General features: G+C 69.3%; 21 protein-coding genes and 1 tRNA gene. 17 read left to right on the top strand and 5 right to left on the bottom strand.

Annotated features, from left to right (window positions below; translation table 11 throughout):
- The first annotated feature begins 30 nt into the window (after positions 1 to 30).
- Positions 31 to 795, top strand: coding sequence for a phage Gp37/Gp68 family protein (locus AB0E90_RS31750; RefSeq protein ID WP_360414135.1), 765 nt, complete (start codon positions 31 to 33; stop codon positions 793 to 795).
- 10 nt (positions 796 to 805) lie between these two features.
- On the opposite strand, the gene tcmP is transcribed toward AB0E90_RS31750, so the two are convergent.
- Complete coding sequence (gene tcmP / locus AB0E90_RS31755) at positions 806 to 1,816, bottom strand: three-Cys-motif partner protein TcmP (RefSeq protein WP_360414138.1); 1,011 nt, start codon at positions 1,814 to 1,816, stop codon at positions 806 to 808.
- Positions 1,817 to 2,068: 252 nt separating this feature from the next.
- Here tcmP and AB0E90_RS31760 point away from each other — a divergent pair, with 252 nt between their 5' ends.
- The 7 genes from AB0E90_RS31760 to AB0E90_RS31790 all read left to right on the top strand — a co-directional run bounded on the left by AB0E90_RS31760 (position 2,069) and on the right by AB0E90_RS31790 (position 8,991).
- Positions 2,069 to 2,557, top strand: a complete 489-nt coding sequence (locus AB0E90_RS31760; RefSeq protein WP_360414688.1) for a single-stranded DNA-binding protein — start codon at positions 2,069 to 2,071, stop codon at positions 2,555 to 2,557.
- A gap of 13 nt (positions 2,558 to 2,570) precedes the next feature.
- A complete protein-coding gene (locus tag AB0E90_RS31765; RefSeq protein WP_360414141.1) occupies positions 2,571 to 3,476 on the top strand; it encodes a hypothetical protein in 906 nt (301 codons plus the stop codon).
- Between the two features lie 352 nt (positions 3,477 to 3,828).
- The gene (locus tag AB0E90_RS31770; RefSeq protein WP_360414144.1) at positions 3,829 to 4,785 is read left to right on the top strand and encodes a bifunctional DNA primase/polymerase; all 957 of its coding nucleotides are present in this window, start codon (positions 3,829 to 3,831) and stop codon (positions 4,783 to 4,785) included.
- The gene (locus AB0E90_RS31775) at positions 4,782 to 5,312 is read left to right on the top strand and encodes a hypothetical protein (RefSeq protein ID WP_360414147.1); all 531 of its coding nucleotides are present in this window, start codon (positions 4,782 to 4,784) and stop codon (positions 5,310 to 5,312) included. Before AB0E90_RS31770 ends, AB0E90_RS31775 begins: the two co-directional genes overlap by 4 nt.
- Positions 5,309 to 6,889, top strand: a complete 1,581-nt coding sequence (locus AB0E90_RS31780; RefSeq protein WP_360414150.1) for a hypothetical protein — start codon at positions 5,309 to 5,311, stop codon at positions 6,887 to 6,889. Before AB0E90_RS31775 ends, AB0E90_RS31780 begins: the two co-directional genes overlap by 4 nt.
- Positions 6,890 to 7,368: 479 nt before the next feature.
- Positions 7,369 to 7,560: a helix-turn-helix domain-containing protein gene (locus AB0E90_RS31785; RefSeq protein ID WP_360414153.1), complete on the top strand. Its 192-nt coding sequence runs from the start codon at positions 7,369 to 7,371 to the stop codon at positions 7,558 to 7,560.
- Entirely contained in the window at positions 7,561 to 8,991 is a 1,431-nt protein-coding gene (locus tag AB0E90_RS31790; RefSeq protein WP_360414156.1) for an integrase, read from the top strand.
- Positions 8,992 to 9,100: 109 nt separating this feature from the next.
- Here AB0E90_RS31790 and AB0E90_RS31795 read toward each other — a convergent pair.
- From AB0E90_RS31795 to AB0E90_RS31805, 3 genes are all read right to left on the bottom strand, one after another.
- A tRNA-Arg gene (locus AB0E90_RS31795) sits at positions 9,101 to 9,172 on the bottom strand.
- A 49-nt stretch (positions 9,173 to 9,221) separates the two neighbouring features.
- Complete coding sequence (locus AB0E90_RS31800) at positions 9,222 to 9,890, bottom strand: DUF305 domain-containing protein (RefSeq protein WP_360414159.1); 669 nt, start codon at positions 9,888 to 9,890, stop codon at positions 9,222 to 9,224.
- Entirely contained in the window at positions 9,890 to 10,768 is an 879-nt protein-coding gene (locus AB0E90_RS31805) for a DUF3105 domain-containing protein (RefSeq protein ID WP_360414162.1), read from the bottom strand. Before AB0E90_RS31805 ends, AB0E90_RS31800 begins: the two co-directional genes overlap by 1 nt.
- 85 nt (positions 10,769 to 10,853) lie before the next feature.
- Between AB0E90_RS31805 and argS the strand changes: the two genes are divergently transcribed.
- The 5 genes from argS to thrC are packed head-to-tail and all read left to right on the top strand — an operon-like array spanning position 10,854 to position 16,658.
- Complete coding sequence (argS, locus tag AB0E90_RS31810) at positions 10,854 to 12,524, top strand: arginine--tRNA ligase (RefSeq protein ID WP_360414165.1); 1,671 nt, start codon at positions 10,854 to 10,856, stop codon at positions 12,522 to 12,524.
- A gap of 3 nt (positions 12,525 to 12,527) precedes the next feature.
- Positions 12,528 to 13,913, top strand: a complete 1,386-nt coding sequence (gene lysA, locus AB0E90_RS31815; protein ID WP_360414168.1) for a diaminopimelate decarboxylase — start codon at positions 12,528 to 12,530, stop codon at positions 13,911 to 13,913.
- Positions 13,910 to 15,220: a homoserine dehydrogenase gene (locus AB0E90_RS31820; RefSeq protein WP_360414171.1), complete on the top strand. Its 1,311-nt coding sequence runs from the start codon at positions 13,910 to 13,912 to the stop codon at positions 15,218 to 15,220. Before lysA ends, AB0E90_RS31820 begins: the two co-directional genes overlap by 4 nt.
- Positions 15,221 to 15,223: 3 nt before the next feature.
- Complete coding sequence (locus AB0E90_RS31825) at positions 15,224 to 15,595, top strand: VOC family protein (protein WP_360414174.1); 372 nt, start codon at positions 15,224 to 15,226, stop codon at positions 15,593 to 15,595.
- Between the two features lie 13 nt (positions 15,596 to 15,608).
- Positions 15,609 to 16,658, top strand: coding sequence for a threonine synthase (gene thrC / locus AB0E90_RS31830; protein ID WP_360414177.1), 1,050 nt, complete (start codon positions 15,609 to 15,611; stop codon positions 16,656 to 16,658).
- Here the strand turns inward: thrC and AB0E90_RS31835 are convergent.
- Positions 16,644 to 17,117 (bottom strand): MarR family transcriptional regulator, encoded by a 474-nt coding sequence (locus AB0E90_RS31835; protein WP_360414180.1) that lies wholly within the window; start codon positions 17,115 to 17,117, stop codon positions 16,644 to 16,646. The two genes, thrC and AB0E90_RS31835, sit on opposite strands and share 15 nt — an antisense overlap.
- A gap of 142 nt (positions 17,118 to 17,259) precedes the next feature.
- On the opposite strand from AB0E90_RS31835, the gene AB0E90_RS31840 reads away from it, so the two are divergent.
- From AB0E90_RS31840 to rho, 4 genes are all read left to right on the top strand, one after another.
- Positions 17,260 to 20,505 carry an efflux RND transporter permease subunit gene (locus AB0E90_RS31840; protein ID WP_360414183.1) on the top strand — a complete coding sequence of 1,082 codons (3,246 nt, stop codon included), beginning with the start codon at positions 17,260 to 17,262 and terminating at the stop codon, positions 20,503 to 20,505.
- Positions 20,506 to 20,538: 33 nt separating this feature from the next.
- Positions 20,539 to 21,813 carry an MFS transporter gene (locus AB0E90_RS31845; protein WP_360414186.1) on the top strand — a complete coding sequence of 425 codons (1,275 nt, stop codon included), beginning with the start codon at positions 20,539 to 20,541 and terminating at the stop codon, positions 21,811 to 21,813.
- 20 nt (positions 21,814 to 21,833) lie between these two features.
- Positions 21,834 to 22,745, top strand: coding sequence for a homoserine kinase (gene thrB / locus AB0E90_RS31850; RefSeq protein ID WP_360414189.1), 912 nt, complete (start codon positions 21,834 to 21,836; stop codon positions 22,743 to 22,745).
- Positions 22,746 to 23,082: 337 nt separating this feature from the next.
- Positions 23,083 to 25,062: a transcription termination factor Rho gene (gene rho / locus AB0E90_RS31855; RefSeq protein ID WP_360414192.1), complete on the top strand. Its 1,980-nt coding sequence runs from the start codon at positions 23,083 to 23,085 to the stop codon at positions 25,060 to 25,062.
- Positions 25,063 to 25,153: the final 91 nt, after the last annotated feature.

A 25,153-nucleotide genomic window follows, 5' to 3' on the forward strand; every position in this document is an offset into this window, starting at 1 on the left:
GTAGGGATTTGATGATGAGGGGGTGTGGTCATGGCGGATCGCAGCGCGATTGAATGGACCGAGGCCACTTGGAACCCGACCACCGGCTGTGACCGGATTTCGGCCGGTTGCGATAACTGCTATGCCCTTACGCTGTCCAAGCGTCTCAAGGCGATGGGGGCGGCGAAATACCAGTCGGACGGGGATCCGCGTACGTCCGGCCCAGGATTCGGGGTGGCCATTCACGAGGCGGATCTGACGGTGCCGCTGCGGTGGCGTCAGCCGCGGGTGGTCTTCGTCAATTCGATGAGTGACCTGTTCCACGCGCGAGTGCCGCTGGAATTCGTGCAACGGGTGTTCGCGGTGATGACGGCTACGCCACAGCACACCTATCAGATCCTGACCAAGCGAGCCAGCCGGCTCGCCAAGGTGGCGCCGCAACTGGCCTGGCCGTCGAACGTGTGGATGGGCGTCAGTGTGGAAGACCTCAGCCAGGCGCACCGGGTTGACGCGCTGCGGTCGGTGCCCGCAGCCGTGCGGTTCGTCTCGGCTGAGCCGCTGCTGGGCCATCTGGCCGGCCTCGACCTGTCCGGCGTGGACTGGCTGATCGCTGGCGGGGAATCCGGGCCGCGGGCCCGGGCGCCGCAGGCCGGGTGGATCCAGTCGCTGCGCGACCATTGCCTGACCGCCGAGGTCGCGTTCTTCTTCAAGCAGTGGGGCGGCCGGACCCCGAAGGCCGGCGGTCGGCTGCTCGACGGACGGACCTGGGATCAGATGCCGGCCCCGGACCCGGCCCGGGCCGCGCTGGCCGCCTGATGCTGAGCGGCTACGGCAGGGCGTAGGGCTCGTGCGGCGACTCAGGCTGGTAGACCTCGTTCGCTTTGATCTTGCTCAGGTCGGGTGCGCTGTTGAGAGGATTGGGCTGGTCACCGAACGCGTCGAACAAGCTGAACTGTCCCTTGCGCTCTAGCCGAACCCTCCGTCGCTGCTCGACAGCCCAACGACGCATCACATCGTGCTGAGCGAGCGCCGTGCCGTAGATATCCCGCATGATCTTGTCTCCGGCGAAGTGATCGGTAGCAAAGATCATGTCGTAAAGGTCCTGACCGCCGGTGTTCTTCATGGTGAACCCGTACGTGTGCTGATAGCCGAGCGCGGTTTCCAGGCGCCAGCGCATGAGGTTGACCCACTCGGCTCGCGCCTGCGCGGGATCGAGCAGGTCACGGCGACGCCCTTCAACGATCGGGATCCACTGCTCGTTGCCAAACATCTCGGTGATGCTGTCACCGTAGGCAGCGTTCAACACCTTGCCCTGCAAGCTGAGGCCGCGCGGGTACTGGCCCGTAGCGAACAGGATCCACATCTCGGCTTTCGTCTTCGTCTTGACTCGCCGGAAGCGGCTGATCTGCTCCAGCGTCGACCAGCGCACCTCCGAGTCGAACTGGTCGATGAACGCGAACGTCGGCGCCCACTCGACCCCTGCTCTGCGCAGGTCAGCGAACGCCTCCGACACCTTCACGTTGCAGTCTCCGGGATAGACCTTGATCCCTGGGCGCCCCGGATACGCCCGCCGGACCGCATCCTCCAGGTCGCGGGCATGGCTGCCGATCTCGAACAGGCACACCCGGGTGAACGGAGGCCGGGCCTGCAACGCCCGGTGCACGCTGCCCAGGATCGGCTCATTCGTCTCCCGGCTGACGTTCTCCGGCCAACCCGCGAATAGGTCCAGGTAGATGCGCTCATCGAGCGAGTTCGACGCGGTGGCGAACGCCTGGAGATAGTCGCCGAGGATCTGCAACTTGTGCTGGGTCCACCAACCCCACGGCTTCGGCGCCATCAACCACCCCAAGTGTCGATCCGACCACTTTCAGCAACCGTCACCGTATGTGGCGCTGGTGGTCGCGTAAACCCCCTGCGCCACATCTGCGGCCTCGCCACGTGCGGGATCCACAACGGACCTCGGCCGTTGCCACCGCGCTGCGCAGGCCAGAGATCCCGCGCTGCGCGCCGACACCTCAACCGCCCCCTGTTCAACGCGCCGGAGAGCCGGCGCGTTCGTCAATCCAGCTCTGCCCACTGTGGAGGCCAGATCGTGAACGACACCATCCTGACCGTTGTCGGGAACCTGACCGATGACCCTGAACTGCGGTACACCCCGTCTGGGGCGGCCGTGGCGAACTTCCGCGTCGCCTCGACCCCGCGCTACTTCGACAAGGCGGCGGGGGAGTGGAAGGACGGCGACCCGCTGTTTTTGGCCTGCAACTTGTGGCGTGACCCCGCCGAGCACGTCGCCGAGTCGCTGACCCGCGGTGCCCGCGTGATCGTGACCGGTCGGCTGCGGCAGCGTTCCTACACCACCCGCGAGGGCGAGAAGCGCACCGTGTTCGAGCTGGACGTCGACGAGATCGGCCCGTCGTTGCGCTACGCGGTCACCAAGGTCACGAAGATGACCCGCACCACCGGCACCGGCCCCGGCAGTACGGCGACGGCGCCGCGGGGCGGATCGGACGAGGACCCGTTCTCGGTGCCCTCCGGTAAGGCGGCCGGTCGCCGGGCGGACGACGAGCCACCGTTCTGACCGGGGCCGCGCCGTGACCAGTACCAGAGCCGAATCGGCGTGGGCGCAAGCAGCCGTCGCGCTCGACGTCGGAGGCGACGCGTCGCGTCCCACCGCGGCGCAACACGACGCGTCGCGTCGCGTCGGCGGTACGCCACGCATCTGCGCGTGGTGTACCGGCCCGATCCCGGCGACCGCGCGCCGCGACGCGGTGTGTTGCTCGGTGCGGTGCCGGCAGGCCCGGCACCGGTTCGCCCGGGCCGCGGGCCGGCCGGTATCCGTAGCGGACGGCCGCCCGCTACGGCTGGCGTACGCCGACCCGCCGTATCCGGGCAACGCGCGGCTCTACCGCGGGCACCGGGACTACCGCGGCGAGGTTGACCATGCCGCGTTGATCGACCGGCTTGCCGGCTACGACGGGTGGGCGTTGTCCACCTCCGCCGCCGCGCTGCCGGCCGTGCTGGCGTTGTGCCCGCCCGGCGTTCGTGTCGCCGCGTGGCACAAGGGTGAGCGACCCACCGCCAGCCGGTGGCCGCTGTCCGCGTGGGAGCCGGTCATCTACAGCGGCGGCCGGCAACAGCCGTCGGCCGGGCCCGTGCGACGCGTCGACTCGCTCGTGCACGGCGTGGCCGCGATGACCACGCTGCCCGGACGGGTCATCGGGGCGAAGCCGGCCGCGTTCTGCCGGTGGATGTTCGACCTGCTCGGCGCCGCCCCGGGCGACCTGCTCGACGACCTGTTCCCCGGCTCCGGTGCCGTGGCCCGCGCCTGGGCCGCCTACACCGCCCAACCGTCGGCCGAGGTCCCGAACGACGCGTCGTATCAAGCTCGCCGCGACGCGTCGGGCATGGCCACCAGCGACGCGTCGCGTCCCGATCGAGGTGGACGCGACGCGTCGCACCCGCCGGCGGGTGCGACGGCTGAGCCGCAGGCCGCGTGATGGGCCAGCCCGAGCAGGGCCGGCCGTGTGCGGCGGGGTGCGGCGTTGCGCTGCACCCGGCCGCGGTCGCCGGTGGCCACACCACACACCCGGGCTGCGACCCCGCCGCCCAACGGGTGGGTGGGCGGCGGGAATGGCGGTGGGCGTGTCTGGCCTGCGCCGCCAACGGCCCGGCCGACTCCAACGCCCACGCCGCGCACCTCGTTTGGGTGCACGACGTGTTCGCCTGCCCGGCCGCACCGTCGATTAGCGCCGAGGAACGCGCCGCACGCGTCGCCCGGCGTCGCCCGCTCACCGCGCTCTACCCCGACCAGGCGCCGCCCTGGCCGCCCGCCGATCGAGGAGGCCCATCGTGCTCGACCCCGGCGCCCTGCGCGCCGCCGCCCTCAGCCACGCTGCCCGCGGGTGGCACGTCTTCCCGCTCCGCTGTGACAACCGGCCGCACGACGCCGACCAGGCCAAGCGGCCCGCCTTCCCGGACCACGCCGAGGACCGATGCCCCGGCACGGACCCGCGCTGCCACGGCGGGCACACCGGGTGGGAACCCCGCGCCACCTGCGACCCGCGCCGCATCGAGCGGGCGTGGGCGCGCACGCCGTACAACATCGGCATCGCCTGCGGACCCTCCTGCCTTGTGGTGATCGACCTCGACGTGCGCAAGCCCGCCGCGACCGCGCCGGCCGGCCGCGAGCGCTACCGGCACGGCCTGGAGGTGTTCACCGACCTGTGCCGCGAGCACGGGCAGCCCGTTCCGGACGACACGTTCACGGTGGGGACCGGGCACGGCGGCCGGCACCTCTTTTTTGAGCACCCGGCTGGGCCGCCGCTACGCAACACCCAAGGCGACCGGGGCGGCCTCGGCTGGCTGATCGACACCCGGGCGCACGGCGGCTACGTCGTCGCGCCCGGCTCGACCGCCGGCGGCCGGCCCTATCCGGTGCTGCTCGACCGGCCACCGCTCGTGCTGCCCGGCTGGCTCGCCGCCCTGCTGCGCCCGGCCGAGCCGACCGGGCCGCGCAAGGTACTGGGTGATTTCTCCGCATTCCGGCGGAGTGCGTACGTGCGCGGGGCGGTCCGGCGGACTCTCGACCTGCTCGCCGAGGCCCGCGCGCCGGGCCGCAACAACGCGCTCTACATCGCCGCGGTGTCGCTCGGCCAGCTCGCCGCAGGCGGGGCGCTGACCGAGGCCGACGTGTACGAGGCGCTGACTCCGACCGCCCTGGCCATCGGCCTGACCGAGCGGGAGACCGCTCGTTCCATCCGCTCCGGGCTGCTTGCCGGAGCCCGCAACCCGAGGAGGGTGGCATGACCGTGACTCAGCCGTGGCGCTGGTCGAATCGGGCTGACCCGCGGGCGTTGCCGCTGGCGGACCGGCACTACAACCGTCAGAAGATCGGATCACCGCAGTTCGTGCCGCCGGGCCGCTGCCTGGTGCTGTTGACCGAGGATGCCGATGCTCTGTGGGTCACGTCGTGGCCGCTCGCCGCGTACGTGCGGCACCGCTGGGCGGGTGCCATGGTGTGCTCGCTGTTTCGCCGCGAGCAGCACTGTCCGCACCTCGCCTCTGACCTCATCACGGCGGCGACCGCGGCGACCCGAGCGCACTGGCCAGCGCTGCCACCGCTGGGCATGGTGACGTTCGTTGACCCGGCCAAGACCAGGCGCAAGCGCGACCCTGGCCGGTGCTACCGGCGAGCGAGTTGGACCGAGGTCGGCCGCACAAAAGGCGGCCTCATCACGTTGCAGCTGCTCCCGGACAAGTTCCCGGCTCCGGTCGCCGCACGGGCAGCGTTCGCCTACGGCCAAGGGTCGCTGTTCGACCTGGAGGCGGCATGACCAGTGGTGAGGCCACCGGACGGCCGCGGGTGGAGGTCGGCTCCGGACCGGAAACAATCCGCGTGCTGCGGACCGCCCTGATCGACGGCCTGTTGCCGGACACCTACGTCGCCGGCGGCTCGCTGGTGCACGCCGAGCAGGTGTCCGGCGCGCTGGAGTCGGTGGCCGCCGACGAAGACGCGCCACTACCGATCGCCGCGTCCCCGCTGACCTCGCCGACGCTGGCCGCGCTGCTGGCCGAGCACGCCTACGTGTACCGGCTCCGGGCACGGCGCAGCGAGATCGGCGGGACGGAACTGGTCGAAGAGGAGATCACCCCGGCAGCCGGAACGCTGTCCGCGGTCCTCGCCCGCAAGACCTGGCCCGGGGTGCCGCCGCTGCGCGGGATCATCGGCGCCCCGGTCCTGCGCCGCGACGGCACCCTGTTGCAGACCCCCGGCTACGACCCGGCGACCGGGCTTTACCTGGCGTCGCGGGTGTCGCTGCCACCGGTGCCGGAACGGCCGACCCCGGAGCAGGTGGCCGAGGCCCGCTCGTTCCTGCTCGACCGGTTCCTACGCGACTTCCCCTGGTCGTCGCCGGCGGACCGGGCCAACTACGTCGCGTTGGTGGCGACGCCGATCCTGCGGCACTTCACCCGCAGCCTGACGCCGTTCGCGCTGGTCGACGCAACGATGCCCGCCTCCGGCAAAACGATCTTGACCGCCGGGCCGGGAATGCTCTACGGGCAGCGGGTGATGCCCTGGCCGGTCGGCTCGGAGGAGGAACTCCGCAAGAGCATCACCGCGGTACTGACCGAACAGGTCGGCGTGGTGATCTGGGACAACCTCCCGGAGGGCACCGTCATCGACTCGGCGATCCTCGCCCTGCTGGTCACCGGTGGGGTGTGGTCGGATCGGCCGCTCGGCACCTCCCGCAACGCGGCCACCGTCAACGACCGGCTCTGGATGGCGACCGGCAACAACTTGCAGGTCGGCGGGGACATGGCGTCGCGCACGGTGCGGGTGCACCTCGATCCGGACATGCCCCGGCCGGAGGCCCGCGACCAGTCGAAGTTCGGCATCCCCAACCTTGACCAGTGGATCACCGAGCAGGCCAACCAGATGACCGTCATGCGGCACCTGCTCGTGCTCGTGCTCGACTGGACGCGGGCCGGGGCACCCCGGGCTGGCGGGATAGCGATGCGCCAGTTCACCCCCTGGGCGCAAGCCCTCGGCGGGTTCCTCGCCCACCACGGCATCGACGGGTTCCTACTCAACCTGGCCGACGTCCGCGACATCGACGAGGACGAAACCCGCTGGCGCGGCTTCCTGGCCTGCTGGCACGACCGGCACGGCGGCAAACAGATGACCGCCGCCGAACTGCGCGCCGACGGCGAGGCCGACGGGTTCGGCGCCGACCGGTGGGACGGCCAGTTCATCACCACCCATACCGGCCGGCTACCCAACCCGTATCAACTGGGCAAGATGCTGACCGGGCAGAACGGGCGGTGGCGCGGCGACTACGTGCTCCGGGCCGGGAAGTCCGAACGCGGCGACCGGGCCGTCTTCAGGGTCGAGCACCTCAGCAGCACGTGACCCGAAACCCGCTGAAACATCTCCGCATCTCCGCATCTCCGCAGAACCGGCCCTCTACCAGGAGAAACACACTGCGGAGATAGAAAACTTGCCCAGTAAGCATCTCCGCATCTCCGCAACTTCTCTGCGGAGATCAAGGCCGGTTGCGGAGATGTAGAACTTGCCGACTTGGAATCTCCGCAGGCAAAACCACAGGTCAGAGGCATCTTTGCGGAGATGCGGAGATGCGGAGATGTTTCAGCCGTCTCTACACAGCAACGCACCACGACCCGAAACCGGCCCGCTGAGAGCCACGCAGAGACATCGGTGCATCCCTTCATCCCAACCCTGCACCGATCTTGGCTCCACGGCGCTCTCAGCGGCCCGCCGTGAGCCGTTCTGCCGATCCTGGGCCGCTGCGGTCCCCCGAACACCCCTCGCGTGCAGAACGGGCGCACAGGGCCGTTCTGCACGGCCCGTCGCTCAACCAGGAGGTAGGCGTGGCTACCCGCCGTGCGCACCTGACCATCGTCGAGTTCTGCGAAGAGATCGGCATCGGGCGTTCCACCTTCTACGACTGGCGCACGAAGCGCCGGGCGCCCCGATGCATCAAGTTGCCCAACGGCGAACTCCGCATTCGTCGCACCGAGTACGAGCGTTGGCTAGACGCGCTGGAAGAAAGGGCCGCCTAAGTGCCAGTCACGTACGACGTCCGCATTTACGAGATCGACGTCTACAAAGGCAAGACGACCACAACGTATTGGGTGCAATGGAAGGTCGCCGGGAAGCTTCCCCTCAAGAAGCGGCCCTTCAAGCAGAAGGCGCTCGCCGTGAGCTTCCGGGCCGACCTTATTTCGGCGGCCCGGAAGGGTGAGGCGTTCGACGTCGCTACGGGCAAACCGATTTCGATGAGCCGTGAAACGCAGGACATGAGTTGCTTCGAACTGGCCTGCAAGTACGTTGACCTGAAATGGCCTCGTGCCGCCGCCAAGACCCGCAAGACGACCGCTGAGGCGCTGACCGCCGTTCTCCCGCTGCTGTTCACCCGGACCACGGGTAAGCCGGACGACCGGCTCATCCGGACGGCTCTGCGCCGCTGGGCCTTCAACACGCCCGCCCGTAGCGACGACGGCAAGCCGCATGAGATACGGAGCACCTTGGCGTGGATCGAGCGGAATGCGCGTCCCGCGTCCGACCTCAGTGATCCCAAGGTGCTGCGCGCCGTTCTCGACGGACTCACGCTCAAACTGGATGGCACACCCGGATCGCCGGTCGTGGTTACCCGCCGCCGGAAGATTTTTACCGGGATGCTGGAATACGGCACGGAAATCAAAGCGCTGTCGGAGAATCCGTGGCCAGACTTCAAGTGGACCCCGCCAAGGTCTGCGAACGGTGGAATTGACCGCCGCCGAGTGGCGAATCCGATGCAGATTCGGACGCTTTTCGCTGCCGTCGCCCAACAGGGAAGAATCGGTCCGAGGATGGTTGCCTACTATGGGTGCCTCTACTTCGCGGCGATGCGCCCGGAGGAAGCCGCAGGCATCATCGTTCCGCGAAATCTCATCCTGCCGGACAGCGACGACGAATGGTGCACGTTCATCCTCGAAACAGCCGAGCCGCACGCCGGCAAGCACTGGACCGACAGCGGGAACAACCGGGACCGGCGGCAACTGAAGCAACGGGCGATCGGGGAAACCCGAGAGGTTGCCGGGCCGCCCGAGCTGACGGCCCTGATCCGTCACCATATCCAGACGTTCAAGCTTGGACCTGGTGGCCGGCTGTTCGTAGGCGAGCGGAACAAGAACGAGTTGCCCATCCTGACGATCAACCGGATATGGCGGCAGGCGAGAAAGGCCGCCTTCACCCCGGAGGTTGCCGCCTCGCCGCTGGCCGAGACCCCGTACGACCTGCGGCACGCCGCCGTGTCGACGTGGCTCAACGCGGGCATCTCCCCGACCCAGGTCGCCGAGTGGGCCGGACAGTCGCCCGAGGTGCTCTGGCGCAACTACGCCAAGTGCCTCGACGGGGGACAGGCCGAGCTACGCCGCAGGGTGGAGGCCGGGTACGGCGCCCGGAGCAGCGGGCCAGGGCTTCGGTACGTCCTCGGTACAGATCACCGTTGACGGCCGGTGACGGCCGGACACAGCCGGACTGACGGGGGAGGCCGCTGACCGGTGTTCGCGCTGGTCAGCGGCCTTGTATGTGCTGGTGAATCATGGTGTCCGAATTGTGTGCCCCCGGCAGGATTCGAACCTGCGCTTTCGCCTCCGGAGGGCGACGCTCTATCCCCTGAGCTACGGGGGCTCAGTGGTTTCAGAGCCTAGCAGGCGCCCCGGAACCACTGCCAATCGGGTTACGCGGCCTGGAGCTTCTTGAGCAGGTCGTCGATCAGGGTGATCTCGCTCTGCTGGGAGGCGACCATCGTGCCGGCCAGCCAGGTCACGTCGTCGTTGTGGGAGAGCTTTTCGGCCTCCTGCGCCATGTGGATGCCGCCCAGGTGGTGGGCCCGCATGAGCGTCAGGTACTGCACGTCGAGGTCTTTGCCGGTGGCCTGGCGCAGGGCGGCCAACTGCGCGGGCGTGGCCATGCCGGGCATCAGGCCGTTGACCACTGAGCCCTGCGAGTCGGGCATCCACGACATCGGCTGGCGGGTGCTGGTCAGGTCGAGGTGCCAGTCGCGCAGCCACGCCTGCATGTAGCCGATCTGGCCGTGCTGGGTGAGCGCGATGTCGTTGGCCAGGTAGACGATCTGGGCGTCGTCGGACTTCTGGTGGGCGATCATCGACATCTCCACCGCCTGAGCGTGGTGGACGGCCATGTCGCGCAGGAAGCCGGCCTCGACCGAGTCGTCGCCGGGGGTGCGCAGGTGCGGGATCACGAGGCCGATGCCGAGGCCGAGCAGGGTGCCGACCAGGAGCGCGGCGGCAACCAGGAACCAGCCGCGGTGGGCGCGGGCGGGCTTGTTGCCGTTCACGGATGCGGCGGCCTCGGCCGCCGCATCCGAGTCGGTGGAGACGGTCATCAGCTGCCTGTCATGCCCGTGCCGTTGGCGGCCGCGGTGACCGGGCCGGTGGTGGTGTTACCGCCGGAGCAGGAGATGCCGGGCTCGAGGGCGGCCACGACGCGCGTGTCCTTGATGAACTCGTCGATGCGCGAGTCGTTCACGTCGTCGGTCTTGAGCTGGTAGCCCCACACCTGAACCGAGACGTTCTTGTCCAGGCCGGCGTACGGCGACATGAACGAGTAGTCCTGGCCCTGGACCTTCTTCGCCAGCACGGCGACCTGGTCCGCGGCGAGGCCCTGCTTGTAGGTGATCCAGACCGCGCCGTGCTCGAGGCTGTGCACCGCGTGCTCGTTGGCGATCGGCGCGTCGTACACATCGCCGTTGCAGTTCTGCGGGGTGGCGTTGTGCGCGCCGCCGACCGGCGGGCTGGTCACGTAGGTGAGGGTGCCGTCCTTGTGGTCGCGCGCGTCGATCAGCGCGTTCTTCTGGGCGCGGTAGTTGACCACGCCCGCGATGTCGGCGACCTTGTCGGTCCAGTCGCGGGAGCCGCGGACGACGCTGAAGACACCGAAGCCGATGATGCCGAGCGCGACCACCGCGACCAGGCCGATCACCGCGATCGGGCCCCAGCTGCGGCCACCGCTCACCTTGACCGGAGCGATCGTTTTGCGGCCTTTGCCGCCGCCGGCCTTGGCCGCGCCGGGCCGGGACCCGGGCTTGGCAGCACCGGGCTTGGCAGCACCGGGCTTGGCAGCACCGGGCTTGGCAGCACCGGGCTTGGCCGCACCGGGCTTGGCCGCGCCGGCCTTGGAGGCGGGCGGTTTGCCCTGGCCGGACGTCTTGTCGACCTTGACCGTGGACGGGACCCGCTCGGGACCCGGCGTGCTCATGCTCATCGTGCCTCGTCGATTCGTTGAAACCGGTGGGGCGGGGCTTGGGTGGCCGCCGAGTGCGTGAGTCTACCCCCGATAGCATGGTTGAGTGACTCCCGCCAAGCTTGCTGCCACTGTTCTCTCAGCTGCTCGTGCCGTGTTCGAGACCCGCGGTCTCGATGTCGCGCTGCTGCCCGCCACCACGGCGGTCGAGCGCCCGCGCAACCTCGAGCACGGCGACTACGCCTCCACGCTCGCGATGCAGCTGGGCAAGAAGGCCGGGGTCGCGCCGCGTGAGCTGGCCGCGGCGCTCGCCGAGGAGCTGGAGAAGCACCCGGCGGTCAAGGAGGTCGGCATCGCGGGGCCGGGCTTCCTGAACATCCGGCTCGACCCGGCCGAGATCGCCAAGGCGGCCCGCGACATCCTGCTGGCGGGTGCGGATTACGGACATTCCGACACGTTGACCGGCGAAAAGATCAACCTGGAGTTCGTCTCGGCAAACCCGACCGGCCCCGTGCACATCGGGGGTGTCCGGTGGGCCGCGGTGGGCGACGCGCTCTCCCGCCTGCTGCGCGCCGCCGGCGCGGAGGTCGGCACCGAGTACTACTTCAACGACGCCGGCGGGCAGATCGACCGCTTCGCCCGGTCGCTCTACGCGAGCGCCAAGGGCGACCCCACCCCCGAGGACGGGTACGGCGGGGCCTACATCGCCGAGATCGCGACGGCCGTACGCGCTGAGGCTCCTGATGTTCTTGATCTTGATGAGGCGGCGGCGGTCGAGACGTTCCGCCGGGTCGGTGTCGAGCTGATGTTCGCCGAGATCAAGGCGTCGCTGAACGACTTCGGCGTGCAGTTCGACACGTACTTCAATGAGAAGGACCTGCACGCCCGGGGTGAGCTGCAGGAGGCCCTGGACCGTCTGCGCGAGCAGGGCCACATCTTCGAGACCGACGGCGCGACCTGGCTGCGCACCACCGAGTTCGGCGATGACAAGGACCGGGTGCTGCGCAAATCCGACGGCGACTGGACCTATTTCGCCGCCGACTGCGCCTACTACCTCGACAAGCGCAAGCGTGGCTTCGAGCGCTGCGTCTACATGCTGGGCGCCGACCACCACGGCTACGTCGGCCGGATGAAGGCGATGGCCGCCTGCTTCGGCGACGACCCGGAGAAGAACATCGAGATCCTGATCGGCCAGCTGGTCAACCTGGTCCGCGACGGCGAGCCGATGCGGATGAGCAAGCGGGCCGGCACGGTCGTCACGCTGGAGGACTTCGTCGACGCGCTCGGCGTGGACGCCACCCGATATGCCTTGGGCCGTTACTCCTCCGACTCGCCGATCGACATCGACATCGACCTGTGGACCAGCGCGAGCCGGGAGAACCCGGTCTACTACGTGCAATACGTGGCGGCGCGGACGGCCAGCGTGGCCCGGCAGGCCGAGACGGTCGGGCTGCGGCGCGGAAACGACGCTGACTTCCGGCCCGAGCTGCTGGTCAACACCAAGGAGACCGAGCTGCTCAAGGCTCTGGAGGAATACCCGGAGACGGTGTCCCGGGCGGCCGAGCTGCGCGAACCGCACCACGTGGCGCGCCTGCTCGAGAAGATCGCCGGGGAGTACCACCGTTTCTACGACGAGCCGGAGTGCCGGGTGCTGCCGAAGGGCGACGAGCCGATCGGCGACGGCAACCGTGCCCGGCTCTGGCTCAACGACGCCACCCGTACGGTGATCGCTAACGGGTTGGGCCTGCTCGGGGTCTCGGCCCCCGAAAGGATGTAGGGCATGCGAGCTCATGAGGCCGGCGCGCTGCACGGCGACCTCGGATACACCGGGCCGGCCTGGTTGCGTACGCCGGAGGACGTCAATGCGCTCGTGCCGCAACTGTGGCCGCGCACCGTGACCCGCGCCGAGGCCGGGTTCTTGCAGATCGGCGGCGTGAGCGTCGCCGATCTGGCGGCCGAGCACGGCACCCCGGCCTACCTTCTCGACGAGGTGGACCTGCGCGCCCGGTGCCGGGAGTTCGCGTCGGCGTTCGGCGACGCGGACGTCTATTACGCGGGCAAGTCATTCCTCTGCAAGGCGGTCGTCAAGATCGTCAAGGAGGAGGGCCTGTTCCTGGACGTGTGCAGCGGCGGCGAGCTGGCGGTGGCGCTGGCGGCCGGCTTCCCGGCGGAGAAGATGGGCTTCCACGGCAATAACAAGTCGTACCGGGAGCTGGAGAGGGCGCTCGAGGCGGGCGTCGGCCGGATCATCGTCGACTCGTTCGACGAAATCGCCCGTCTAACCGATTTGTCCGAAAAGCTGGGTAAACGGCCCAAGGTGCTCATCCGCGTCACCGTGGGTGTCGAAGCCCATACTCACGAGTTCATCGCCACCGCGCACGAGGACCAGAAGTTCGGCTTCTCCCTCGCCGGCGGCGCGGCCTTCGCGGCAGCCGCCAAGATCATCGATGACGGTGTCCTCGATTTGCGGGGGCTGCACTCGCACATCGGCTCGCAGATCTTCGACACCAGTGGCTTCGAGGTGGCCGCCCGGCGGGTGCTGGAGCTGCAGGCCCAGATCCGCGACGCCCGCGGCGTCGAACTCGAGGAGCTCGACCTCGGCGGTGGCTTCGGCATCGCCTACACCACGCAGGATGACCCGCAGGCCGCGGGCGATCTCGCCAAGCGGATCAACAAGATCGTCGAGTCCGAGTGCGAGATGGCCAACCTGCGCAAGCCCAAGCTCTCCATCGAGCCGGGCCGGGCGATCGTCGGGCCGGCCGTGCTCACGCTCTACGAGGTCGGCACGGTCAAGGACGTCGACGGCATCCGCACCTATGTGAGCGTCGACGGCGGGATGAGCGACAACATCCGCACCGCGCTGTACGACGCTTCCTACTCCGCCACGCTCGCCGGTCGGGCCAGTGCCGCCGAGCCGATGCTGGCCCGCGTCGTGGGAAAGCATTGTGAAAGCGGGGACATCGTCGTGAAGGATGAATTCCTGCCCGCTGACGTGCAGCCCGGAGATCTTATTGCGGTGCCGGGCACCGGCGCCTATTGCCGGAGCATGGCCAGCAACTACAACCACGTGCCTCGGCCGCCGGTGGTAGCGGTGCGCGAGGGAGTCTCCCGCGTCATCGTGCGCCGGGAGACCGAGGACGACCTGCTCGCATTGGATGTCGGATGAGCTCTGATAAACCGATCCGCCTGGCGCTGCTCGGCTGTGGGACCGTCGGTTCCGAAGTTGTCCGCCTGTTGCACGACCAGGCCGACGACCTGACCGCGAGGATCGGCGCACCGCTCGAGATCGTCGGCATCGCGGTGCGGCGGCTCGGTCGCGAGCGCGGTGCTCTGCCGATCGCCGACGGCCTGCTCACCACCGACGCGCTCGGGCTGGTCAAGCGGGACGACGTCGACGTGGTCATCGAGGTCGTCGGCGGCATCGAGCCGGCCCGCACCTGGCTGGTCGAGGCGCTGCGCGCGGGCAAGAGCGTGATCACCGCGAACAAGGCGCTGCTCGCCGAGGACGGCGCAGCCCTGCACGACGCGGCCGCCGAGGGCAACGCCGATCTCTATTACGAGGCGTCGGTGGCCGGCGCGATCCCGCTGCTGCGCCCGTTGCGCGAGTCGCTGCACGGCGATCGGGTCACCCGGGTCACCGGCATCGTCAACGGCACGACCAACTTCATCCTCTCGTCGATGGACACCTCCGGCGCCGGCTTCAGCGAGGCCCTGGAAGAGGCAACCGAGCTGGGGTACGCGGAAGCCGACCCGACCGCCGACGTGGAGGGCTTCGACGCCGCGGCCAAGGCGGCCATCCTCGCCTCGCTGGCGTTCCACTCCCGGGTCACCGCGGCCGACGTGTTCCGCGAGGGCATGACCGGAGTGACCGCCGGCGACATGGCCAGCGCCAAGGAGATGGGCTGCACGATCAAGCTGCTGTGCATCGCCGAGCGCGGCCCCGACTCGTCCGGCATCGAGTCGGTCAGCGTGCGGGTGCACCCCGCGATGATCCCGCGCAGCCACCCGCTGGCCAGTGTCGGCGACGCGTTCAACGCGGTCTTCATCGAGGCCGACGCGGCCGGTCAGCTGATGTTCTACGGCCGGGGCGCGGGTGGCACGCCGACCGCGAGCGCGGTGCTCGGCGACATCGTCGCGGCGGCCCGCAACCGGCTCGGCGGCTTCCGGGCGCCGAGCGAGAGCAACTACGCCCACCTGCCGGTCCGCCCGATCGGCGAGGCCGTCACGCGCTACCACATCAACCTCGACGTCGACGACAAGCCGGGCGTGCTGGCCGCGGTCGCGGGCATCTTCGCCAAGCACGAGGTCTCCATCGCCACGGTCCGCCAGTCCGGCCGCGAGGCCGACGCCAAGCTGGTCATCGTCACCCACGGCGCGCCCGACGCCAACCTTGCCGCTACGGTCGAGTCGCTGTCGCAACTGGACATCGTCCGATCCATCGCGAGCGTGCTGCGCGTCGAGGGAGGGGTCTGAGCCGTGCTCGACCACGTGGGTTTCCAATGCTCCGATCTGGCCGCCAGCGCGGCGTTCTACGACGCCACGCTGGCTCCGCTCGGCGTGACCCGGCTGGCCGACTTCAAGGTCGCGATGGGGTACGGCGGGGGCGACCACGCCGACTTCTGGATCAGCGAGTTCAGCGAGGGCGACGGCTTCCGTGAGTTGCACATCGCGTTCGCGGCGTCCAGCCGCGCCCAGGTCGACGCTTTCTTCGCGGCCGCCGTCACAAGCGGGGCCGAGGTGCTGCACGAACCGCGCGTGCATGAGGAATACCACGAGAACTACTACGGCGCGTTCGTCCGCGATCCGGACGGGAACAATGTTGAGGCTGTAAGCCACCGTCCTGAGTAAGGGAGAACAGACCATGTATCGGGGACTCATTGAGCGGTATCGGGACCGGCTGCCGGTCACCGACACCACCCCGGTGGTCACGTTGCACGAGGGCAACACGCCGCTGGTGCCCGCGCCGGTTCTGTCGCAGCGGGTCGGCGCCGACGTCTACCTCAAGGTCGAGGGGGCCAACCCGACCGGCTCGTTCAAGGACCGCGGCATGACCATGGCCGTGTCCAAGGCGGTCGAGGAGGGCTCGAAGGCGATCATCTGCGCCTCCACCGGCAACACCAGCGCGTCGGCCGCGGCTTATGCGGCCCGCGCCGGCCTGACCTGCGCGGTGCTCGTGCCGCAGGGCAAGATCGCGCTGGGCAAGCTGGCTCAGGCGCTGGTGCACGGCGCCAAGCTTCTGCAGGTCAACGGCAACTTCGACGACTGCCTCGCGCTCGCCGCCAAGCTGTCTCAAGACTTCCCGGTGTCGCTGGTCAACTCGGTCAACATCTTCCGCCTGCACGGGCAGAAGACGGCGTCGTTCGAGATCGTCGAGGCCCTCGGCGACGCGCCCGACATCCACTGCCTGCCGGTCGGCAACGCCGGCAACATCTCGGCGTACTGGATGGGCTATCTGGAGGACCAGCAGGCCGGCAACTCGACGAAGCTCCCGAAGATGTACGGCTTCCAGGCCTCCGGCGCCGCCCCGATCGTGAACGGCAAGGTCGTCCCGGAGCCGTCCACGATCGCCACCGCCATCCGGATCGGCAACCCGGCGAGCTGGACCAAGGCGCTCGACGCCCGGGACACCTCGGGCGGCCTGATCGAGGCGGTCACCGACCGCGAGATCCTGTCGGCCTATCGGCTGCTCGCCCGCGAGGTCGGCGTCTTCGTCGAGCTGGCCAGCGCCGCCAGTGTCGCGGGCCTGATCCAGCAGTCCCAGGCGGGCAAGGTGCCGGCCGGCGCGACCGTGGTCTGCACGGTCACCGGGCACGGGCTGAAGGACCCGGAGTGGGCCATCTCGACCGCGCCGTCGCCCACCACGATCCAGAACGACGTGATGATCGCCGCGCGGGAGCTAGGCCTGGCCTGAGCCGCCGTCTGCTTCCAGGGTCGACTCCTCGGCCGCCTTCACCATGAGCAGGGACGCCTGAGCAACCAGGGCCAGTTCCTCGTCTGAGAGGCGGCTGAGGAGAGCGCGCATCTTCGCCTCCCCGGCGTTCATGATGCTCCCGATGAGCTCGCCGCCCTTTCTCGAGAGGCCGATCCGGCGCACCCGCCGGTCGTGCAGGTCCTCGGTGCGCATCACGAGGTCCTGTTGCACGAGCCGATCCACCATGCCGCTGAGTGCGGCCAAGCCGACGCCGAGCATCCCGGCCAACTCACCGCCCGATACATTGCCGTGCCGGGCGAGCAGCATCAGGATCTTGAACTGGGACAACGTCAGATGGGACGAGAAGAGCGGATCGGAACGGTCGTACGCGAACAACTGCTGGAGCCGTTGCTGCGTGCCCATAATGTCCGCGATGAGCTGTTCGTTCCCGGCGGCCAAACCACACCTTTCTTCGTAACGCGGTGATGGCCTGCATGAGTCCATCCGATGTCGGACGGTACCAGCGCACCCCCGCGAAAAATCATTTGTTCGCGTCAGGCAAACTATTCGTACAGGCCGAACTTTAGCGGGGGGAGCGCCCATGTCAGCCTTGACCCGGCTCAGTCTTGCCAATCGAGGACTCGTCGCCCTGATCGCGCTGGTGATCACGGGTTTCGGGATCTACGCCGTACCGTCTCTGAAGCAGCAGTTGTTCCCGTCGATCGATCTGCCGGCCGCGTTCGTCGGCGCGGCGCTCCCGGGCGCCAGCGCGGAGATCATCGAGGAACAGGTCACCAAGCCGATCGAGGACGCGGTCAAGGGCGTCAACGGCATCGACAGCGTCACGTCGACCACCAGCCAGGGCTACGCGAGCATCACCGCGTCGTTCATCTTCGGCACCGACATCGAGCAGGCGGCCAACCAGCTGACCACGGCGGTCAACCGGATCCAGACCCAGCTGCCCACCGGCGTCGAGCCGCAGATCTTCACCGGCGGCACCGACGACATCCCGGCGATCGTGCTGGCCGCATCGGGCGGCGCCGACGAGAGCGACCTGCTCAACAAGCTCAACCAGATCGTGGTGCCGGAGATCAACGCGATCGAGGGCGTCCGTGACACCTCGGTCAGCGGCGCCCGCGCCAAGCAGGTCGTCATCACCCCCGACCTGGTCAAGCTCACCGCCGCCGGGGCCAGCCCGCAGGCGCTGACCACGGTGCTGCAGGCCAACGGCATCTCGATCCCGGCCGGTTCGGTCGTCGACGGCACCAAGTCGCTCAACGTGCAGGTCGGCACGCCGATCACCTCGGTCGACGACATCAAGGGCCTCTACCTCACCGGCAGCCGTGGCCCGGTCAAGCTCGGCAACGTCGCCTCGGTGGAGAGCAAGCTGCCGACCGCGACCTCCTACACCAGGACGGATGGCGCCGACAGCCTCGGCATCGCGGTGACGGCCAAGCCGGACGGCAACCCGGTGCAGATCTCCCACGCCGTACGCGACAAGCTTGCTGATCTGGAGAAGGACTCCGGGGCCAAACTCACCGTGGTCACCGACCAGGCGCCGTTCGTCGAGCGGTCGATCAAGAGCCTGACCACCGAGGGCCTGCTCGGCCTCGTGATGGCCGTGATCGTCATCCTGATCTTCCTGCTCTCGGTGCGCTCGACGCTGGTCACGGCCGTGTCTATCCCGCTGTCCGTGCTGATCGCGCTGATCGCGCTCTGGGCCGGCGACTACACCCTCAACCTGCTCACGCTCGGCGCGCTCACGATCGCGGTCGGGCGGGTGGTGGACGACTCGATTGTCGTTCTGGAAAACATCAAGAGACATTTGGAGTACGGCGAGGAGAAGGTCCACGCGATCATCACCGCCGTGCGCGAGGTGTCCGGCGCGGTCACCGCGTCGACGCTGACCACAGTCGCCGTCTTCCTGCCGATCGCCCTCGTCGGCGGTCTGGTCGGGCAGATCTTCGGGTCGTTCGCGATCACCGTCACGGTCGCCCTGCTCGCCTCGCTGTTCGTGGCGCTTACCGTGGTCCCGGTGCTGGCGTACTGGTTCCTGCGCCCGCCGAAGCCCGGCGCCGACGCCGAGGAGATCCGTAAGGCGGCCGAGGAGAAGGAGCTGCGCAGCCCGCTGCAACGCGCCTACCTGCCGGTGATCAACTTCGCCACCAAGCGTCGTGTCGCCACCCTGATGATCGGCCTGCTCGTGCTGATCGGCACGGGCGTGCTGGCCGGCCAGCTCAAGACCAACTTCCTGGACCAGTCCGGCCAGGACTCGATCAGCATCACCCAGGAGCTGCCGGTCGGCACCAGCCTGGCGGCCACCAACGACGCGGCCAAGAAGCTCGAAGCGGTGCTCGCCGGCCGCAGCGACGTGAAGACCTACCAGGTCACGATCGGCCAGGGTGACTTCAACCCGTTCCAGACCAGCGGCGCCAGCACCGCGTCGTTCCAGGTCGGGCTCGAGGAGAAGGCCGACGCCGAGAAGGTCGGCGACGAGCTGCGCGACGAGTTCGGCAAGATGACCGACGTCGGCGACGTCACGATCGGCCAGGACAGCTCCGGTCTCGGCGGCAGCGAGCTGTCGGTGACCGTCAAGGCGGCCGACAACGAACCGCTCAGCCAGGCCACCGAGCAGGTGCGCCAGACGATGGCGTCGGTCTCCGGCGTCTCCGACGTGAGCACCACGCTGGCCGCCAGCGTCCCGCGCCTCGACGTGGCGGTGAAGCGCGACGTGGCCGCGAGCTACGGCCTGACCGAGGCCTCGATCGGGCAGAGCGTGGCGGGCGCTTTCCGCAGCGCGACGGCCGGCCAGGTCACCATCGACGGCGCCACCGAGAGCGTCGTGGTCTCGTTCGGTTCGGCCCCGGCCGACCCGGCCGCGCTCAAGGCCATGACCCTCACCACGGCCCGTGGCCCGGTGCGTCTCGACCAGGTCGCCACGGTGAGCGAGGTGTCCGGCCCGGAGCAGGTCACCCGGGTCGACGGCGACCGCAGCGCCTCGGTCAAGGGCACGGTCACCGGTTCCGACGTCGGCAAGGCGTCCAAGGACCTGCAGAAGAAGCTGGATGCGCTGACCCTGCCGGCCGGCGCGTCGGTCTCGGTCGGTGGCGTCAGTGCCGACCAGGCGGACGCGTTCAAGCAGCTCGGCCTGGCCGTGCTGGCGGCGATCGCGATCGTCTTCATCATCATGGTGGCGACGTTCCGCAGCCTGATCCAGCCGATCATCCTGCTGGTGTCGATCCCGTTCGCGGCCACCGGCGCGATCATCCTGCTGCTGGTCACCGGCACCGCGCTCGGCGTGCCGGCGCTGATCGGTGTGCTGATGCTGGTCGGCATCGTGGTCACCAACGCGATCGTGCTGATGGACCTGATCAACCACTACCGAGCGGCCGGGATGGGCGTGCAGGAAGCGGTGATCGAGGGCGGCCGGCACCGGTTGCGCCCGATCCTGATGACCGCGATCGCGACCATCTTCGCGCTGCTGCCGATGGCCCTCGGGCTCACCGGCGAGGGCGGCTTCATCAGCCAGCCACTGGCCATTGTGGTCATCGGTGGTCTGGTCAGCTCGACGCTGCTGACCCTGGTGCTGGTGCCGACGCTCTACACGATGGTGGAGAACCGTAAGGAGAAGCGGAAGGCCAGGCGGGCGGAGAAGCGCGCCGCCAAGGGCCTGCCGGATTCGCCGCGGCACGCCGCCGAGGACGAGGACGGCGAGGTGGCCGACGATCTGGTGCCGGCGACCGCGGGCGGCGCGCACGAAGCGCCCGAGCCGAACACCGCCCTGCGCGGCTACACCGACCAGTTCGAGGTGCTGAAGGTCTCGCGCCGCAAGGACGAGCCGAAATAACGTAGGACATTGACGGCGCGTACCGTCCGGTACGTGCCGTCAATGCTCTCGGTCCTTACCCGCAACCGGGATTTCCGTCGTTTGTTCGGCGCCGAGCTGGTGGTTTTCGGCTCGGACTGGTTCGTCATGGTGCCGCTGCTCGTGCTGCTGCCCGAGCTGACCGGCAGCGGCGTCTGGGGCGGCCTGGTGCTGGCCGTCGACACCGGCATCAGCGCGCTGCTGCTGCCGTTCACCGGGACGGTGGCCGATCGTTTCGACCGCCGCCGCATCCTGGTGCTCGCCAACCTGGCCGCGTTCGCCGCGGTGCTGCTGTTGTTCGCGGTGCGCTCGGCGGCGACCGCCCCGCTGGCCCTGGTCGCGATCGGCGCCATGGCAGTAGCCAAGTCGTTCTACACCCCGGCCGCGTCGGCGGCGCTGCCCAACGTCGTCGAGCCGGCCGACCTGGCCGCTGCGAACGCCATCTCCGGCTCGACCTGGGGCACGATGACGATCGTCGGCGCGTCGCTCGGCGGTGTGATCGGCGCGCTGTGGGGGCCGTACGCAAGCTTCGCCATCACCGCCGTCTGCCTCCTGGCCGGCGCCACGCTCACCGCCCTGGTCCGGCGCCCGCTGCAGGCGCCCCGCGACCACGCCTCGCCGCCCACCTGGCACGCGATGCGCGAGGCGCTGCGCTTCATCGGCGACCGGCCGCTGGTCCGAGCCCTGATCACGGTCAAGTCGGCGGCCGGCCTCGGCAACGGCGTGCTGATCGTGTTTCCGCTGATCGCCGGCCTGCACGGGGCCGGCGTGCTCGGCGCCGGCCTGCTCTTCGCGGTGCGTGGCGCGGGCGCGCTGGTCGGCCCGTTCGTGCTGCGGCCGGTGCTCGGCCGCCGGTCGTGGCTGCTTCCCGGCCTGGCACTCTCGATGAGCCTCTACGGCCTCGGCTACCTGGGTGTGTCGGTGACCCCGTGGTTCCCGCTCGTGCTCGTGCTGGTCTTCGTCGCGCACTTCGCCGGCGGCGCCAACTGGACGCTCTCGAACTACGCGCTGCAGGGCGAGGTGCCGGACGGGCTGCGTGGCCGGGTGTTCGCGATCGACATGATGCTGGCGACGATGGCGATCGCGGTGAGTCAGCTGGTCGCCACGGCGGTGGTCGACCACGTCGACGAGCGCGCCATCCTGGCCGGCTGCGGCCTGGTCACCCTGACCTACGCCGTCGTCTGGCGATTCGCCACGCGCAAGCTGCGGCTCGCCGTGCCGCCTTTCGTTCGCGCTGCGGGGCTCGCAAAACCGGCTCACTCCTCGCACTCACCGAACCACCGTCGATGATCACCGCTTAGCATGTGCCGATGGCCCTGACCTTCGCGACCGATCCGGTCTCCGTCCGCACGCCGGCCACCAGCGCCAACCTCGGCCCCGGCTTCGACGCGCTGGGTCTCGCGCTGACCCTCTACGACGACCTGACCGCCCGGGTCACGCCGGGCGGCTTCACCGTCTCGGTGATCGGTGAGGGCGCGGGCGAGCTGCCCAGCGACGAGGAGCACCTGGTCGTGCGGGCCATGCTGGCCACCTTCGACGAGCTGGGCGAGCGGCCGCGCGGGCTGGCCGTCGAGTGCGTCAACCGCATCCCGCAGGCCCGCGGCCTCGGTTCCTCCTCGGCGGCCATCGTCGGCGGCGTGCAGCTGGCCCGCGGCCTGGTCGCGGGCGGCACGGAGCTGATCGACGACGAGGCCGCGCTGCGGGTCGCGGCGCGTCTCGAGGGCCACCCCGACAACGTCGCGCCGTGCCTGCTCGGCGGTTTCACCATCGCCTGGACCGAGGGCACGGGCGCGCGTGCCGTGCGTCTGCCGGCTCACGAAGACGTACACCCCAAGGTTTTCATTCCGACCGAGCGTGGTTACACCGCGAGCGCTCGCGCCGCGCTGCCGTTCGAAGTTCCGCACGCCGACGCGTCGTTCAACGCCGGGCGCTCGGCGCTCCTGACGCACGCGCTGACGGCCGATCCCTCGTTACTGCTCCCGGCGACCGCGGATCGGCTGCATCAGGGCTATCGAGCCGAGGCGATGCCGGGCACCGCGTCGCTCGTGGCGTCGTTGCGCTCGGTCGGCGTGGCCGCCGTGGTGAGTGGCGCCGGCCCCACCGTGCTCGCATTGTCCGAGGTCCCGGCCGATTTCCACCCGGGATCGGAATGGCGCGTCGAGTCGTTGGGCGTGGATGCGCGCGGTGCTCTTGTCAAAGGGAGTATGGTGGAACTCGCCTAGCGGGGCCCTGTTGCCGCAGGTCGTGTGAGTTGACTACGCTCAAGACCTGGCACAGCCGCGAAGCAAGCGATCTCTGCGGTTCGGCGCGCACCCCTCGAGATTTCAAAGGCCTATCCTGGCCGTCTCAATTCTCAGCAAGGCACACGCCGAGAAGCAGGTCTCCCAGATCGCTGCTGCACTCGCCGAGACCTACCCGTCAATGTAGGACGAGCAGGGACACCGTCGAGCGGCTGCGCTGCACAAACTCCCGTGTCGCTTCGGCGAAGCGGGTTCCGAGCCTCCCGGCCACCAGGCTGCAGACCGGGGAACTCGGGCTTTTTCCGACGGAAGGAATCCATTGAGCGACACCACCGACGTGACGTCGGGTGTTTCTGACGTCGCTGACGACGGCGCCGGCACCACCGCGACCGCCACGAAGCGCCGCCGGGGCGGCACCGGGTTGTCCGCGATGCTGCTGCCCGAGCTGCAGAGCCTTGCCGCTTCCCTCGGCATCTCCGGCACCGCCCGGATGCGCAAGGGCGAGCTGATCACCGCCATCACCGAGAAGCAGAGCGGTGGCGCGCCGGCGGCCGAGAAGGCGCCGCGCCCGCGCACCAGCGAGGTAGCGCAAGCTGCCCCGGCTCCCGTGGTCGAGCAGCCGGTTGCTGACAAGCCGGCGGTCGTCGAGAAGCCGGTGGAGGCTCCGCAGACGGTTTCCGTCGCGCAGTCCGACGCCGCGCCCGCCACCGAGGCCAGCGCCCCCGCCACCAGTAGCCGCCGCAACCGCGACCGCAACGTCCAGCGGGACACCGCTGCCGTCGCGCCGGTCGCCGAGCCGGTCACCACCACCCCGCAGCCGGAGGCCGGCGAGCAGCGTGGCGAGCGTCCGGAGCGTGGCGACCGCAACCGGGACCGGCAGCGCAACAACCAGCGTGACGACCGCAACGACCGGGGCCCGCGGGACGACCGTGGCCAGCGTGACGACCGCGGCCCGCGAAACAGTGACCAGGGTCACGACGATGACGACAGCGACGGTGGCGAGGGCGGCCGGCGAAGCCGTCGCAGTCGCTTCCGGGACCGTCGTCGTGGCCGCGACCGCGACGAGACCACCACCGGCAGTAGTGCTGGTGGCGGCGGCCAGCGCGACACCAGCCCGCGTGACGGTGGCGGCCGCGAGCCGCACGTCAGCGAGGACGACGTGCTCGTCCCCGTGGCCGGCATCCTCGATGTGCTGGACAACTACGCGTTCGTGCGCACCACCGGTTACCTCTCCGGGCCGAACGACGTCTATGTCTCGATGTCGCAGGTCAAGAAATATGGCCTGCGCCGCGGCGACGCGGTGACCGGCGCCGTGCGGGCCACCCCGCGCGACAGCAGCAACAGCGACAACCGGCGGGACAAGTACAACCCGCTGGTCCGGCTGGACACGATCAACGGGATGGAGCCGGACGAGGCCCGGCGCCGCCCCGAGTTCTACAAGCTCACCCCGCTTTACCCGCAGGAGCGGCTGCGTCTCGAGACCGAGCCGCACATCCTCACCACCCGGGTCATCGACCTCGTCATGCCGATCGGCAAGGGCCAGCGCGCGCTCATCGTGTCGCCCCCCAAGGCCGGTAAGACGATGGTGTTGCAGGCGATCGCCAACGCGATCACCGAGAACAACCCCGAGTGCCACCTGATGGTCGTGCTGGTCGACGAGCGGCCCGAAGAGGTCACCGACATGCAGCGCTCGGTCAAGGGCGAGGTCGTCGCGGCCACGTTCGACCGGCCGCCGCAGGACCACACCACGGTCGCCGAGCTCGCCATCGAGCGGGCCAAGCGACTGGTCGAGCTGGGCCACGACGTGGTCGTGCTGCTCGACTCGGTGACCCGTCTCGGCCGGTCCTACAACCTGGCCGCACCGGCCTCCGGCCGCATCATGTCCGGTGGTATCGATTCGACCGCGCTCTACCCGCCCAAGCGGTTCCTGGGCGCCGCGCGCAACATCGAAAATGGTGGCTCGCTCACCATTCTCGCGACCGCGCTAGTCGAGACCGGCTCGATGATGGACACGGTGATCTTCGAGGAGTTCAAGGGCACGGGTAACGCCGAGCTCAAGCTCGACCGGAAGATCGCGGACAAGCGGGTGTTCCCGGCGATCGACATCGACCCGTCGGGCACGCGTAAGGAAGAGATCCTGCTCGGCAAGGAAGAGCTGGCGATCATCCACAAGCTCCGCAAGGTGCTGCACTCGCTTGACTCGTCGGCGGCGCTCGACCTGCTGCTCGACCGGCTCAAGCAGACCCGCACGAACGTCGAGTTCCTGATGCAGATCGCGAAGTCGACGCCGGGCGAGTAACCGGGTTTTTCCGCAAAAGGGACGTGGCCTTCGGGCTGCGTCCCTTTTGTCGCACACGGTGTGTGATCGGCCTCTCCCGGGGTCGGGCAAA

This window comes from Actinoplanes sp. NPDC026619, assembly GCF_040638295.1.
Taxonomy (GTDB): domain Bacteria; phylum Actinomycetota; class Actinomycetes; order Mycobacteriales; family Micromonosporaceae; genus Actinoplanes.

Bases quoted from the DNA above. Each gene is read 5' to 3' on its own strand.
- AB0E90_RS31820 (WP_360414171.1), top strand. From the start codon at position 13,910: ATGAGCTCTGATAAACCGATCCGCCTGGCGCTGCTCGGCTGTGGGACC.
- thrC (WP_360414177.1), top strand. From the start codon at position 15,609: ATGTATCGGGGACTCATTGAGCGGTATCGGGACCGGCTGCCGGTCACC.
- AB0E90_RS31780 (WP_360414150.1), top strand. From the start codon at position 5,309: ATGACCAGTGGTGAGGCCACCGGACGGCCGCGGGTGGAGGTCGGCTCC.
- thrB (WP_360414189.1), top strand. From the start codon at position 21,834: ATGGCCCTGACCTTCGCGACCGATCCGGTCTCCGTCCGCACGCCGGCC.
- AB0E90_RS31775 (WP_360414147.1), top strand. From the start codon at position 4,782: ATGACCGTGACTCAGCCGTGGCGCTGGTCGAATCGGGCTGACCCGCGG.
- tcmP (WP_360414138.1), bottom strand. From the start codon at position 1,816: ATGGCGCCGAAGCCGTGGGGTTGGTGGACCCAGCACAAGTTGCAGATC.
- AB0E90_RS31840 (WP_360414183.1), top strand. From the start codon at position 17,260: ATGTCAGCCTTGACCCGGCTCAGTCTTGCCAATCGAGGACTCGTCGCC.
- lysA (WP_360414168.1), top strand. From the start codon at position 12,528: ATGCGAGCTCATGAGGCCGGCGCGCTGCACGGCGACCTCGGATACACC.
- AB0E90_RS31800 (WP_360414159.1), bottom strand. From the start codon at position 9,890: ATGACCGTCTCCACCGACTCGGATGCGGCGGCCGAGGCCGCCGCATCC.
- AB0E90_RS31750 (WP_360414135.1), top strand. From the start codon at position 31: ATGGCGGATCGCAGCGCGATTGAATGGACCGAGGCCACTTGGAACCCG.
- AB0E90_RS31805 (WP_360414162.1), bottom strand. From the start codon at position 10,768: ATGAGCATGAGCACGCCGGGTCCCGAGCGGGTCCCGTCCACGGTCAAG.